Below are 14891 nucleotides of genomic sequence, written 5' to 3'. Positions count from 1 at the left end.
AGTAATTAACAGATCTATAAACTTGCACTTCAACTATTTCCAAACAAAAAACGCCACCCTTTGCAGAGTGGCGCTTGTGTTTTATAGTTGTGCTTGTTGATTAAATATGCAGCGCGCGGTTTTCAGTTGCTGCTAAACAGGCTTCTTTCATGGCTTCGGCATAGGTTGGATGCGCATGACTCATACGAGCCACATCTTCAGCAGATGCCCGGAACTCCATGGCCGTAACAGCTTCAGCAATAAGGTCAGCTATTCGCGGGCCGATCATGTGCACACCTAAAATCTCATCTGTTTCCTTATCAGCCAGCACCTTCACAAAACCATCTGTATCGCCGGAGGCCTTCGCACGGCCAGACGCTTTGAACGGGAACGAACCTGCTTTGTAAGCACGACCCTGCTCCTTCAGTTGCTCTTCGGTAAAGCCTACACCAGCCACTTCCGGCCAGGTATATACTACACCCGGTATCAGGTTATAGTTAATGTGTGGCTTCTGGCCAACTATAGTTTCCGCTACCAACACGCCTTCTTCTTCGGCTTTGTGTGCCAGCATCGCGCCACGCACTACGTCACCAATCGCGTAGATACCCGGCACGTTTGTTTCCAGGTGATCGTTCACAGCGATCATACCACGCTCACCCATCTGTACGCCAGCATTCTCCAAGCCAAGGCCTTCGGTATATGGCTTACGACCAACAGATACCAGCACATAGTCGCCTTCAAACGTTACAGCTTCACCTTTAGGATTCTCGGCAGTCACTTTTACAATTTCGCCTTCGTTGGTAGCGCCGGTTACTTTGTGGTTAAAGAAGAACTCAAAACCAAGTGTTTTCTTCAGCACCCGCTGCAGTTCTTTACCTAGCGCACGGTCCATAGTTGGGATAATAGCATCCATGTACTCGATTACCTGCACTTTAGCACCCAGGCGGGCATAAACCGAACCAAGTTCTAGGCCAATAACACCACCACCGATCACAATCAGGTTCTTAGGAATATCTGTAAGTGTTAAAGCTTCTGTAGATGTGATGATACGCTTTTTATCAACCGGCAGGAATGGCAGGGCAGTGGGCTTAGAACCCGTCGCGATGATGGTTTTATCCGTCTCTATCTGCTGCTCTTTTCCTTCTGCGTCTGTTATCTTTATCGTGTTTTTATTCACGAAAGAGCCCAGGCCATAGTAGGTATCGATCTTGTTCTTCTTCATCAGGAAAGCAATACCATCGTTGTTCGACTTCACCACTTCCCCCTTACGCTTGATCATCTGCTCCATGTTCACCTGCAGATCATTCAGCTCGATGCCGTGCGTCTTGAAATGGTGCGCTGCATTGTGGTAATGCTCTGATGAATCAAGTAGTGCTTTTGACGGGATACAGCCTACGTTAAGGCATGTACCACCCAGCACGTTATACTTTTCAATAATTGCCGTTTTAAGCCCCAGCTGTGCGCAACGTATAGCTGCTACATATCCACCAGGACCAGAACCGATTACTGTAACATCGTATTTCATTTTTCTATACTTTAAGGAGAGCAAGCTCTCGTTTTTGTATTTGATTTTCTGCATTTGTAAACCCACCCCTACCCCTCCGAGGAGGGGAATTTTCTGCAGTATCCAATTCCCCTCTTGGGAGGGGTAGGGGTGGGTTAATTTAACTTAGGCCAGAGGCCCCAGCTATAGTTCGTCACGAGCGAGGACGCTCGCGCCATCTATAACTATGATTACAATAAAAAGGAGGAGCAAACTTCTTCGCTTACCCCTCCTCTTCTATCTCAATAAATTAAACGCCCAACAGTAATCTCATCGGATCTTCTAACAGTTCTTTAACACGAACTAAGAAACTAACCGACTCACGGCCATCGATAATGCGGTGGTCGTAAGAAAGGGCTAAGTACATCATTGGGCGAATCTCTACTTGTCCGTTGATAGCTACAGGGCGCTGCACGATGTTGTGCATACCCAATATAGCTGACTGCGGCGCGTTGATGATCGGCGTAGACATCATAGAGCCAAACACACCACCGTTGGTGATGGTGAAGGTACCGCCAGTCATTTCCTCGATAGACAATTTACCATCGCGGGCCTTCTTTGCGAGACGCACAACTTCTTTCTCTATACCATCCAGCGTTAACTGCTCTGCGTTGCGGATAACCGGAACTACAAGACCTTTTGGCGAAGAAACTGCAATAGAAATATCACAAAAATCGTTAAAGATCATATCATTGCCATCGATCTGCGCATTTACGGCTGGCCACTCTTTCAGGGCGACAGTACAAGCTTTGGTAAAGAACGACATAAAGCCTAAACCAACTTCGTGTACCTCTTTAAACTTGTCTTTATACTTGGCGCGGATGTCCATGATCGGCTTCATATCAACCTCGTTGAAGGTTGTCAGCATAGCCGTTTCGTTTTTAACTGTTACCAGGCGGCGGGCAACAGTCTTACGCAGCGAGCTCATTTTTTCACGGCGCTGGTTTCTGTCGCCAGTGGTAGTAGCAGGTGTATCAGTAGTAGCTTCCTGTTTAGCAGCCGGAGCAGTAGTTGGCTGTGCAGCTGGTCTTGCCTGTGCGTTCTGCGCATCTTCTTTCGTGATGCGGCCATCGCGGCCAGAACCCTGCACATCAGAAGCGTTAATACCTCTTTCAGCTAAAATCTTTCCGGCAGCCGGTGACGGCGTACCAGAAGCATAGGTTTGTGCGCCCGACGGAGCAGAAGCAGCTTTCGCCACTTGTTGTGTTGCAGCTTCCTGCTTCGCATTTGCTTCAGCGTTTGCTACAGTGGTACCTGCGCCACCTGGCGTAATTCTGCAAAGCAATCCACCAATCTCAACTGTATCACCTTGTTGCGCCACGATCTGCAAAGTACCTGCAGCCTCTGCCGGTAACTCAAAAGTAGCTTTATCTGATTCAAGTTCCGCGATCACTTCGTCCATCTGCACAAAGTCGCCGTCTTTCTTCAGCCAGCTGGCTATAGTTACTTCTGAAATGGATTCGCCTACGGTTGGTACTTTCATCTCAACGGTCTCACCGGCAACGGTAGTAGTTGCAGCGGTTGGCTGAGCAGCAGGTTGGGCAGGAGCTGCGGCTTGCGCCGGAGCAGCCTCGGTTGCAGCAGGAGCTGATGGAGCAGTTGCAGCACCGTCCTGCTCTATTCTGCAGATCACGGCACCCACATTTACAGTGTCGCCTTCCTGTGCTACAATGCGTAAAATGCCTGCGGCTTCGGCTGGCAGTTCAAATGTGGCTTTGTCAGATTCCAGTTCCGCAATCACCTCATCCATCTGCACACGGTCACCGTCTTTTTTCAGCCACTGGGCTATAGTTACCTCGGTGATCGACTCACCTACAACAGGCACTTTAACTTCTAAGCTCATATTATTCTTCTAATTATGAATTACGATTTAAGAATTACGAATGAATAATGAGTAATGACTAATATCCTTTCACTAATCATTACCCATCAATAATTATTCATTAAACAGCAAAAGCGCGGGCGATCAGTTCCTGTTGCTCTTTAGCATGCACTTTCAGGTAACCGGTAGCCGGCGATGCACTTGCTTTACGGGCAATTACATCTTCGATGCTGTTGCGCATGATACGCAGGATATATGTCCAGCCGCCCATGTTCTCAGGCTCTTCCTGTACCCAATATACTTTAGCATTCTTATACTTGCTAAGTTCTGCTTCCAACTGCACTTTCGGGAACGGCGCCAATTGCTCCAAACGGATAATGGCTACATCCTTACGCTTATTTTTCTGTTGCTCTTCCAGCAGGTCGAAGTATACTTTACCAGAGCAAAGCAGTACTTTCTTAACCGACTTCGCAGCAGCATACACATCCCCGATCACTTCCTTGAAACCGCCTGATGTAAAATCCTCTACCGGGGAAACTACAGCCGGATGGCGGAGTAACGATTTAGGCGACATGTTGATAGCAGGCTTGCGGAAAGGCAGAGCCAGCTGGCGACGCATAAAGTGGAACAGGTTAGCAGGCGTTGTAATATACGTTACAAACATGTTATTCTCGGCAGCCAGCTGCAGGAATCGTTCAGGACGTGCGTTTGAGTGTTCAGGGCCCTGGCCTTCGTAACCGTGCGGTAACAGCATTACCAGTCCGTTCATACGCTGCCACTTAGACTCTGTAGAAGAGATGAACTGGTCGATCATTACCTGGGCACCGTTGGCAAAGTCACCAAACTGGGCTTCCCAGATCACCAGTGCATTCGGGTTAGCCATGGCATATCCAAATTCAAAACCAAGCACGCCGTACTCAGAAAGCAGGGAGTTATAGATCTCAAAAGAGCCTTGGCCCTCTTTCATATAGTTCAGGCTGTTGTAAGGTGCACTGGTTACGGCATCGTGTAACATAGCATGGCGATGCGAGAACGTACCACGTTGTACATCCTGCCCTGAGAAACGTACGATCTTACCATCCAGCAATACCGATCCATAGGCCAGCAACTCAGCAGCAGCCCAGTTTAGTTGCTTACTCTCAAAGAACATTTCTTTACGTTCTTTCAGAAGCTTCTCGATCTGTTTCAGCGGTTTAAAACCCTGTGGCAAGGTAGTAAGGGCTCGGCCTACCGTTTCAACTGCATCCGGGGAAATACCTGTTTCCGGTGACTGGTTAAAGTCTTCCGGAGTCGAACGGCGTAAGCTCTGCCATTCTTTTTCCATTTGCTGGTAATTATATGGCAATGGCTTCTGCTTCACCATATCCAGGCGATCCTGTAGCATCTGGCGGAATTCCTTGTCCATACTTTTTGCCAGCTCAGCATCTATCTCACCGTGCGATATTAACTCTTTATTGTAAACCTCGCGTGGGTTCGGGTGCTTCGAGATAATATTGTATAGTTGCGGCTGTGTGAATTTAGGCTCATCAGACTCGTTGTGGCCATGACGGCGATAGCACACCATATCAACAAAGATATCATTGTTGTAGCGCTGGCGATATTCCATTGCCATACGCATGGCAAATACTACTGCCTCCGGGTCATCGCCGTTAACGTGCAGCACTGGGGCATCAATTACCTTGGCAACATCTGTTGAGTAAATAGAAGAGCGGGCATCTTCGAAGTCAGTAGTAAAACCAACCTGGTTATTAATAACAAAGTGAATGGTACCCCCTGTATTATAGCCTTCCAGGTTGGCCATCTGCGTCACTTCGTACACAATGCCCTGACCTGCAACAGCTGCATCGCCATGTATCAATATTGGCAGTACCTTATCTTCATCTTTGCCATACATGCAGTCGATTTTGGCACGCACAAAGCCTTCTACTACCGGATTAACTGCCTCCAGGTGCGATGGGTTTGGTGCCAGCTTCAGGTTAACTTTATTGCCAGACGGGGTTATTACTTCAGAAGAGAAGCCCATGTGATATTTCACGTCACCATCACCCATAGTCAGGTCCGGAACGGCAGTACCCTCAAACTCAGAGAAAATCTGCTCATAGGTTTTACCCATGATGTTAGCCAGTACGTTCAGGCGGCCACGATGCGCCATACCTATCACTACCTCTTCAACGCCAAGCTCTGACGCCTTATCGATCGCAGCATCAAGGGCAGGTATAGTTGTTTCGCCACCTTCCAGTGAGAAGCGCTTCTGGCCTAAGAACTTTGTATGCAAAAAGTTCTCAAACACAACTGCTTCGTTGAGCTTGGAAAGTATGCGTTTTTTATAGTTGATAGATGGATTAAAATTAAGCGACTCCTCCTCTATCTTTTTCTTAAACCACTCCAGTACTTCCGGGTTGCGGATGTACATGTATTCAAAACCTATGGTGCCTGTGTAAATCTTTTTAAGGGCAGCCTCGATATCGCGCAGTGTTGCAGCACCAATACCAATGATTTCCCCAACCTGGAAAACGGTGTCCAGGTCTGCTTCCGATAAGCCAAAGTCAGCCAGGTCCAGTCTTGCCTTGCGGTCAATGCGGGCACGAACCGGGTTGGTATTGGAACGCAGGTGGCCGCGTGTGCGGTATGCATGAATCAGGTTTCGTACAGCAACTTCTTTATCAGAATCTATAGTTGCAGCTGTGCCTTTTGCCGGTGCAGCTACTAAGCCTTCAGTAACTTCGTGGCCATTTTCGCCATAAGTTGCTGCAAACTCAAAACCTTCAAAGAACTTGCGCCATCCGGCATCAACAGACTCCGGATCCTGCTGATAAGCTTTATATAGCTGATCTATGTAATCGCCGTGCGCATTAGCGATGTAAGTATATTTATCCATAAGATTACCTCTTTGTATAAAGGCAAAGTTAGAAGTATTATTCAAAAATCAAATTACACATACTCGCATAAGCAAATATATCTAATAAACAAACACATAGCTTTTAACTATATTCCTTATTATGATATAATAATAGCCTTTATACCTTTTTTAGTAACGCCCAAATAGTAGTTATAGCTATAAGATCAGTTAAAGGTTATTCTATTTTAGTAACCCTCTCCTTAAAGCTGCACTTAAGTCTCTCCAATCATAATACTTATGTAACTATAGATATAGCCTTATCAAGAATTAAATGAAGACAATCACCTATCAAATGTTACTATTCCAAATATTTACAACTATATAAAACTGCGATTAAATACCCTTAAAGCAAGCTATAGCTACTCAACCTACATAAAAAACGACACTGAGTACATGTTACTTTTAAGCATATCATTTCCTGTTATTTGAGTTATTATGAAAGTAGCTTTATACACATACTAAGAGAAAGATTAGTCCTGAAGTATAAGCTTAATTAATCAGCTATGAATAACATTTTGCTGGAAGAACTTTCAAAAGCTATCGGGGCAAGACAGTTTATTCAATTTACATATGGCGGCCATACCTATTTATTAGAGCCGCATTTACTGGGTCAGAACAAGAGCCGGAAAGATTGCATGTGCGGATGGGGTGGTGACAAAGGAGAATCGGCAGGTACAAAAGTTGGGTGGCACTGCTTTTTACTGGAGGATGTGAAAGATCTGAAGATACTTGAAAAGAGATTTAGTAAAACGCGCCCTGGTTATGACCCTTACGACAGCACAATGAGCCGGATCTATTACCGGGCATAAACGATACTTAATACACTGCTATAGTTACCTTATACATTACCCAAATATCCTCCATCAGTCAGATAAAGAGAGATATTTTCTTGCATAAGATTCAGTTCACCTTTAATCGTATGTAAAATGGAAAATGAATTGACACCCTACCCTTCTGACGAGCCGAAAACCACCACAAAGGGGAACGCTGATGTTAGAACATTAATTGGCCTTACTATCCTGATCTGCCTTATGCTGTTGTATACACAGGTATGCAGCGCACAGGCAAACACTGTAAAAACTGTACAGAACGGAGAGTGGAACACCGGAAGCACCTGGTCAAGCAACACACCACCTAAAGTTGGAGAGAATGTACAGATAGTAGATGGGCATAAGATAACGTTAACCGGTACGGCCTCCTGCGCAAATCTGGACCTTATCCCGCCTGTCAATAGTTCTAAAATAGATGAGAAGTCTGAGTTGGTACTGGAAAGTGGCGCAACGCTTACGACGGGCACACTTACGCTAAACTCTAAAAACGAACGCCGGTATGCCAGCCTGATAAACATGGGTGCGACTGTAACTGCTGCTGCACTTACCATTGGCAGAGGCAGTATATTAAACAACAATACAGGGAAAGTTGCGGTTAAAGGCAATATATCGAACAATGGAGATATTACCACGACTGCTGGTTTGCTGGAACTAGGTGGCTCGTACGGTGGTACAGGTATCTTTACTGAAGGGATAGGTACAGTTACCTTAAACGGTATCGCTACTACCGGGCAAACTATACCCTCACTACCTTATTACAACCTGAACTTAGCAGGTAACAACACCAAAACACCTTCAGCTAACCTGACCATTACCGGCGACCTGGAGATAAGCTCGGGAACTACTTTAAATGCAGGCAACTATAGCCATACTATAACAGGGGATATTCGGAATAACGGTACGCTTACTACCCAGGCTACAACTATAACGGCTGGCGGCGATATGCAAAATTCCGGAACTATAACAGCAGGCAACGCAACATATACTATAGCCGGTAACTGGAACAATACAGGCACTTTTAATGCAGCTACCTCCACTATAGCTTTGCAGGGCAACACGCTACAGCAGATTTCGGGTAACAACACGTTTTACAACTTCAGCTTTGCCGGAACTGCGCAGGCCCAGCTGCAACAAGACATAACTATAGTTAACAACATAAGCGTTAACAACAGTCACCTGAATACCGGAGCAAACACTGTATGGCTAGGACCAAACGCTGCTTTAGCTACTCTCGAAACCGATGCATCGCATATTATAGGCACTGTACAAACCAGTCGTACATTAGCACCGACCGTTGAAGAAGATTTTGGAAAGATTGGCCTTAGATTAACCAGGAACAATGTAGATCCGGGGCAGGTAACAGTTGAGCGCCTGACCGGAGTAACAACTATTATTTCGGATGGCACTGAAAGCGTAACCCGCCAATATAATATTACCAGAACCGATACCACCAGCGATATTACAGCCCTGAGCATGACCATGGACTTGGAATTCCTGCCAAATGAACTCAATTCCAAGCCGCTCGGCGATTACAAACTATACAACAAAGGCAAAAACCAGGAAGCCTTTCCAGTACCAAGCTCTATAATTGACCAGCGCACCATGCGCCATACTAGCTCCAACAGGTTCGGTACTTACACCCTTGCCCCACCTATTATGCCTTTACCAGTAGAGCTAATGTGGTTTAAAGCAAAGCGCCAGGACCAGGTAGTAGTGTTGGAATGGCAGACAGCTTCTGAACGTGATAACATGGGTTTTGAAGTGCAGCTATCTGCTGATGGTCGTACTTTTGAAACACTGGCCTTTGTAGAAAGTAAGTCTCCGAACAGCAGCATGGTGCAGCAGTATCGTTATGTATACATCAACCCGACCCGCCGACAGGTTGCTTACTACCGCCTGAAGCAACTGGACTACTCTGGCAAATTCAGCTACTCTAAAATCCAGGTTGTTAACGCTGATAATTCAACTTTTATAGTTCAGGCATCGCCAAACCCTTTTAAGGATCACATAAAATTTGCTTTTGAGGCCCCAACTGTGGAAGTAACCTTAACCGACCTGAATGGCAGAGAAGTACTATCGCAAAACCTTACGTTACATAACCGCACTGCTGATGGCTACTTCAGATTAAATACCAGCCAGGTAAAAACTTCAGGCATGTATATGCTGACCATAAAAACACCGGAAACAGTACACAGAACAAAGCTGCTTAAGCAATAAAACAGACATTACGAGGCGCGAATAACACCTAATTCACCTTATATCGTACAAGTGGTCAGGCTATAGTTTATACTATAAACCCTGACCATTTTTTATTGAACTATAACACCACTGAACTATGAAAAAGACCATCCTGTTTTCGATGCTCCTGGCAGGCATTGCCTTTGGCTGTAACGAAAACTCGCGCCAGGTAGCAGAAGAGGAAGAAGAAGCTGAAACTACAACCCAAACTCAGGCCCTTCCCGACTCTGCAAACCTTAATCCGGCACTTCAAAGCATCAACACCACCGATATTCTTAACCATACCAAAGTGCTGGCTTCGGATGCATTTGAGGGCCGTGGCCCGGGAACCCGTGGCGAAGACTCTACCGTAAACTATCTCACCCGCCAGTTTAAGAAAATGGGCCTGCAACCGGGCAACCCGAATGGCACTTATGTACAGGAAGTACCTATGTTCGGGTTTACGGCCACACCCAAAGCATCTTTTGTAGCAGGTGGCAAAACTATAAACCTCAACTTCCCGACAGATTATGTAGCAGTATCGCGCAGATTCGTGCCGACTGTTGATGTTAACAATTCAGATATGGTGTTTGTGGGCTATGGAATAGTTGCCCCGGAATATGGCTGGGACGATTACAAAGGCCTTGATGTGAAAGGCAAAACTATAGTTATGCTGATCAACGACCCTCCTGTTCCATCATCAGCAGATAAATCGAAACTAGACAGTACGATGTTTGGCGGTAAAGCAATGACCTACTATGGTCGCTGGACTTACAAATATGAAATTGCTGCCGAAAAAGGAGCCGCAGCAGCCATCATCATCCACGAGACTGAACCAGCCAGTTACCCTTACGAGGTGGTTTCAGGAAGCTGGAGCCGCGAGAACTTTGATATCAGCAACCCCAACAAGAACATGGACAAAGCTGCCGTAGAAGCCTGGATAACCCGGGAAAAAGCAAAGCAGCTGTTTACGGCCGCCGGTAAAAACTTTGAACAATTAAAAGCTGCAGCTGCCAAAAAAGATTTTAAACCGGTAGCTCTGGGCGCAAAAGCAAACTTCAGTATCAAGAATAAGCTGCGCGAAATAAAATCTAAGAACGTGGTAGCAAAAGTTGAAGGAAGTGATCCGCAGCTGAAAGATGAATACATCGTTTATACTGCACACTGGGACCACCTGGGCAAAGATCCTAACCTGAAAGGCGACCAGATCTATAATGGAGCACTTGACAACGCATCGGGTACCGCTGGCTTGCTGGAACTGGCAGAGGCCTATGCCAAGCTGGAGCAAAAACCGAAACGCTCCATCCTGTTCCTGGCAGTTACTGCCGAAGAAAAAGGGCTGCTGGGCTCCAAGTACTATGCCGAGAACCCTTTATACCCGCTCAATAAAACACTTGCCAATATCAACATGGATGTCCTGAATGCTTATGGCCCAACCGAAGATGTGATCGTGATCGGGTATGGCAACTCGGATCTGGAGGATGTTTTAGCCCAGGAAGCAAAATTACAGAACCGCCAGATTGTACCAGAAACCAGTCCTGAAAAAGGATCTTACTACCGCTCTGATCATTTTGAGTTTGCTAAAAAAGGAGTACCAGCCCTTTATTCTAAATCTGGGGTTAAAGCTAAAAACCAACCTGCAGACTATGTAAAGAAATGGCAGGACAAATACACCACTGATGATTACCACAAACTGACAGACGAAGTAAGAACGGACTGGAACCTGGATGGCGCTGTAGAAGACCTTAAACTTTTCTTCAGGGTTGGCTATAATGTCGCGAATACAACCGCCTACCCTAACTGGAAAGAAGGCTCTGAGTTTAAAGCACGTCGCGATAAAATGCTATCTCAGCCAAATGACACTACTGCTGCAAGTACTGTAGAAATGTAACTATAGTTTATATAGCTAAGTATAGTAAAATCGCAACTATAACTTATCAGGTATTTTTTTTAAACATGAAAATAAAGCTGTTAACTAATAATATATAGCCGTTTACATAAATACCTGCGGTCGTCAGGTAAATAAGGCCGTTCACTTATGAATAAGGTATGTTGCCTTTAAAAATGTCTTATTTGTAGTTTAGCAGAGGTTACTTATCAGGCGCTTCCGTATAAATATGTACAAAATTGGTTGTTGAACTAATAATGTTATTTATGAAAAAGATATGGAAATCAGCTCTTGTTGTTTTTGCTCTTGCAGCGTTTACAGCATGTGGCGGAAGCGACAATACTACAGAAACAGAAACTACCGAACAGGTTGATACTGAAATGGAAACCGACATGGACATGGATACTGACATGGATGTAGATACTACAACTGTTCAGGATACCACTGTAAATGACGGAGTAGCAGATGATATTGAAGAAGAAGTACCACCGGTACAATAATTATCAATCTTAAACTATAGAACTCAAAAGTCTCTGCCTTATTAAAGGCAGAGACTTTTCTTTTATCCGCATCCACACATGTCTTAATTACTTATAAAACATTTCCTGATTGTGATGCACAAACTATAATACTTGTTAAATTTAGGGAATGGAATTTACTACACTGTCAAATAATACTATCAAGATTAAACTGGTGAGTACTCCGGAGCAACTGCAGGCGGCTATAGCTGACCTTAGCACTAAAAAGGAGCTTGCCCTGGACCTGGAATTTGACCAGAACCGGTTTACCTATGGTTTTAACCTTTGCCTTATCCAGATAACCGATGGCAAAGGTATCTGCTATATCATTGATCCTTTTGACCTGCCAGACCTGCAGCCATTCTTCCAACTGATGGAAAACAAAGCCATCATGAAGATCATCCATCACTCTAACAACGATATTCTGCTCCTGGATAAACTGGGCTGCAGCATACAAAATGTAATGGATACCGATGTTGCTGCTAAAATTCTGAACTATGAACGCTCTTCCCTGGCTACCGTTCTTAAAGAAGAATTTAATATTGAGATAGATAAATCTCAGCAATCCAGTAACTGGAACAAGCGCCCGCTTACAGAACAACAACTACAATACGCTGCTATAGATGTTGTATACCTGCATGAGGTAAAAGATAAGCTGTTAACAGAAATTGAACAGGTAGGCCGCATGCATTGGCTGCAAGAAGAGAATAGCCTGTTAGAAAAATTGCGATACACCGAATCAGAAAATCCGCATCTCCGTCTGAAAAATGCTTCCCGCCTGACATATTATAATCAGTTTTTCTTGAAGGCACTTTATAATTTCAGGGAGAACCTTGGTAAGCAGTTAAATAAGCCTTCGTCTTACATCATTCCGAACGATGCGCTGATAGAACTTGCCATTAACCCCGATGTTGATCTGCATGAGTGGCTTAACCATACGCGCGGTATACATGGCCGGTTAAAAAGCCCTAACTATGAAAATAAGTTAAGAGATACGATCTCTAAAACAATGCAAGCGGCAGAAGCGCAACACATATCCCATGATTATGCGGGCAGCCAGTTCAAACGTCCTTTCCGTACATCCGAAACGGAGAAGCGCAAAGAGGAACTGACAAGCGTACAGGCTGAAATAGTAAAGCAGTTTGGTGAGTTTGCCGGACGCCTTATTATAAACCAGAGCCTGATAAACGAATACAGCTACACAGGAAAGCTAAGATGTACAAAAAGGTATGCAACGCAGATTGTACTTGATACAGCAACAAGTATTGGCGTACAGTTGCCTCAACCGGAAGCGATTAATTAAAAGGAAACTATAAAATCAGGTATCACATCATTTCGCTTATATAATGACTACTTTCAGAAAAGAACATGACTTCTTAGGTGAAAAAGATATTCCCAACGAAGCATACTATGGCATACAAACATTAAGGGCTCTAGAAAACTTTAACATAACGGGTATTCCCATTTCAAAAGAGCCACTACTGATACAGGCCTTTGGTTATGTTAAAAAAGCTGCTGCTATGGCTAACCAGGAATGTGGTGTACTAGATCCAAAATTAGCGGATGCTATCTCTAAAGCTTGCGACCAACTAATAGAAGGTAAATTCATGGATCAGTTTGTAACGGATATGATCCAGGGAGGTGCAGGAACTTCTGTTAACATGAACGTAAATGAAGTAATAGCCAATATAGGACTTGAATTGCTGGGTTACGAGAAAGGAGACTATGATCATCTTCACCCAAATAACCATGTAAACTTCTCTCAGTCAACCAACGATGCCTATCCGACAGCATTCCGTTTAGCGCTTTACATAAAGATCGGTCAGTTTATAGATGCGCTTACCAAACTACGAGAAGCATTTGCAGCAAAAGCAACTGAATTTAAAAATGTGCTTAAAATGGGCCGTACCCAACTTCAGGATGCTGTACCTATGACACTGGGAGCTGAATTTAATGGCTTTGCTACAACTATAAAAGAAGATATCCAGCGTCTTGAAGAAGCCAGATTGTTGATCTGCGAGATAAACATGGGTGCCACAGCTATTGGTACTTCTATTAACGCCCCTGAAGGCTACCCTGAAATAGTAACAAAACACTTAAGAGAGATCACTGGCATACCGGTAATTCTTGCAGAAGACCTTATAGAGGCGACTTGTGATACCGGGGCTTATGTTCAGGTATCGGGTGTACTGAAAAGATGCGCTGTTAAGATATCAAAGATCTGTAACGACCTACGTCTGCTTTCATCTGGGCCACGCGCAGGAATAAATGAGATAAATCTGCCACGCATGCAGCCCGGCTCATCTATTATGCCAGGTAAAGTTAACCCGGTAATACCTGAAGTGGTAAACCAGACAGCTTATTATGTAATTGGCAGTGATGTAACTATAACTATGGCTGCAGAGGCTGGCCAATTACAGTTAAACGTTATGGAGCCTGTTATAGCATTTAGTCTTTTCAGTTCTCTTAGCTACCTCACCAATGCAACACATACTTTAACAGATAAATGTATTGTTGGCATTACTGCTAATGAAGAGATATGCAAAAACATGGTTATGAACAGCATCGGTATAGTTACCTCTTTAAACCCGATCTTAGGTTACGAAACTGTTTCATCTATTGCCAAAGAGGCTTTAATGACAGGTAAATCTGTGCATCAAATTACTGTTTTAGAAAGAGGACTTATAGAGCAAACTAAATGGGATGAGATCTTCTCCTTAGAGAATCTACTGCACCCTAAATTTATAATGAATTAATAAAATAAAATATTTAGACAGAAACGCCTCACTGCTATAGTTGTAGTGAGGCGTTTTCGTTTATATAAGAAATCAATATATGCATCTGGGCTTTAGATATAATCATAATAGTATACTTTATTATGATTGTATAAGCTATAACTCAAATCCATAAAACTGTATCCCATAGTATACACTTAACTATAATATGCATTTGGTGTGTAAAGTTCTTACAATTACAACTTATAGTTCCAGCTTGTATGCATTTCTATAACATTTGTGGTTTCAGTCTGATCCTAAAGAATAGGGGTACCAGGTATTTTATATAGCTAACACTAACACATGTAAGAGCGTCTATTTAATTAGATACTGCCCTCAAACGCAAACACCCCGCCTTATTTCTAAAGCGGGGTGTTTTGAAAGGGTTGGCGGCCACCTACTCTCCCGGGTGTGACCCCAG

General features: G+C 44.2%; 9 protein-coding genes. 6 read left to right on the top strand and 3 right to left on the bottom strand.

Translation table 11 applies throughout. The features are described from left to right. Positions 1-100: 100 nt before the first annotated feature. The 3 genes from lpdA to ABS362_RS17645 form a co-directional block, all read right to left on the bottom strand. A complete protein-coding gene (gene lpdA, locus ABS362_RS17655; RefSeq protein WP_350414214.1) occupies positions 101-1504 on the bottom strand; it encodes a dihydrolipoyl dehydrogenase in 1404 nt (467 codons plus the stop codon). A 268-nt stretch (positions 1505-1772) separates the two neighbouring features. Further along, the gene (gene odhB, locus ABS362_RS17650) at positions 1773-3365 is read right to left on the bottom strand and encodes a 2-oxoglutarate dehydrogenase complex dihydrolipoyllysine-residue succinyltransferase (RefSeq protein ID WP_350414150.1); all 1593 of its coding nucleotides are present in this window, start codon (positions 3363-3365) and stop codon (positions 1773-1775) included. A 100-nt stretch (positions 3366-3465) separates the two neighbouring features. After that, the gene (locus ABS362_RS17645) at positions 3466-6222 is read right to left on the bottom strand and encodes a 2-oxoglutarate dehydrogenase E1 component (protein WP_350414149.1); all 2757 of its coding nucleotides are present in this window, start codon (positions 6220-6222) and stop codon (positions 3466-3468) included. A 524-nt stretch (positions 6223-6746) separates the two neighbouring features. Here ABS362_RS17645 and ABS362_RS17640 point away from each other — a divergent pair. The 6 genes from ABS362_RS17640 to aspA all read left to right on the top strand — a co-directional run bounded on the left by ABS362_RS17640 (position 6747) and on the right by aspA (position 14452). After that, positions 6747-7052: a hypothetical protein gene (locus tag ABS362_RS17640; protein WP_350414148.1), complete on the top strand. Its 306-nt coding sequence runs from the start codon at positions 6747-6749 to the stop codon at positions 7050-7052. Positions 7053-7169: 117 nt separating this feature from the next. Next, the gene (locus tag ABS362_RS17635; RefSeq protein WP_350414146.1) at positions 7170-9290 is read left to right on the top strand and encodes a T9SS type A sorting domain-containing protein; all 2121 of its coding nucleotides are present in this window, start codon (positions 7170-7172) and stop codon (positions 9288-9290) included. A gap of 118 nt (positions 9291-9408) precedes the next feature. After that, on the top strand, positions 9409-11181 hold the full coding sequence (locus ABS362_RS17630) for a M28 family metallopeptidase (protein ID WP_350414144.1): 1773 nt from the start codon (positions 9409-9411) through the stop codon (positions 11179-11181). Positions 11182-11444: 263 nt separating this feature from the next. Then, entirely contained in the window at positions 11445-11678 is a 234-nt protein-coding gene (locus ABS362_RS17625) for a hypothetical protein (RefSeq protein WP_350414143.1), read from the top strand. 148 nt (positions 11679-11826) lie between these two features. Further along, a complete protein-coding gene (locus tag ABS362_RS17620) occupies positions 11827-12999 on the top strand; it encodes a ribonuclease D (RefSeq protein WP_350414142.1) in 1173 nt (390 codons plus the stop codon). A gap of 43 nt (positions 13000-13042) precedes the next feature. Beyond that, positions 13043-14452: an aspartate ammonia-lyase gene (aspA, locus tag ABS362_RS17615; protein ID WP_434086532.1), complete on the top strand. Its 1410-nt coding sequence runs from the start codon at positions 13043-13045 to the stop codon at positions 14450-14452. Positions 14453-14891 lie beyond the last annotated feature (439 nt).

Source organism: Pontibacter populi (assembly GCF_040278685.1).
Taxonomy (GTDB): Bacteria; Bacteroidota; Bacteroidia; order Cytophagales; family Hymenobacteraceae; genus Pontibacter; species Pontibacter populi.
Note: the sequence above shows the minus strand (reverse complement) of the source record. Positions and strands in the feature narration are given on the sequence as shown.

Coding starts and splice junctions, on each gene's coding strand:
- odhB (WP_350414150.1), bottom strand. CDS start 3,365: ATGAGCTTAGAAGTTAAAGTGCCTGTTGTAGGTGAGTCGATCACCGAG.
- ABS362_RS17625 (WP_350414143.1), top strand. CDS start 11,445: ATGAAAAAGATATGGAAATCAGCTCTTGTTGTTTTTGCTCTTGCAGCG.
- ABS362_RS17635 (WP_350414146.1), top strand. CDS start 7,170: ATGGAAAATGAATTGACACCCTACCCTTCTGACGAGCCGAAAACCACC.
- ABS362_RS17620 (WP_350414142.1), top strand. CDS start 11,827: ATGGAATTTACTACACTGTCAAATAATACTATCAAGATTAAACTGGTG.
- aspA (WP_434086532.1), top strand. CDS start 13,043: ATGACTACTTTCAGAAAAGAACATGACTTCTTAGGTGAAAAAGATATT.
- ABS362_RS17645 (WP_350414149.1), bottom strand. CDS start 6,222: ATGGATAAATATACTTACATCGCTAATGCGCACGGCGATTACATAGAT.
- ABS362_RS17630 (WP_350414144.1), top strand. CDS start 9,409: ATGAAAAAGACCATCCTGTTTTCGATGCTCCTGGCAGGCATTGCCTTT.
- ABS362_RS17640 (WP_350414148.1), top strand. CDS start 6,747: ATGAATAACATTTTGCTGGAAGAACTTTCAAAAGCTATCGGGGCAAGA.
- lpdA (WP_350414214.1), bottom strand. CDS start 1,504: ATGAAATACGATGTTACAGTAATCGGTTCTGGTCCTGGTGGATATGTA.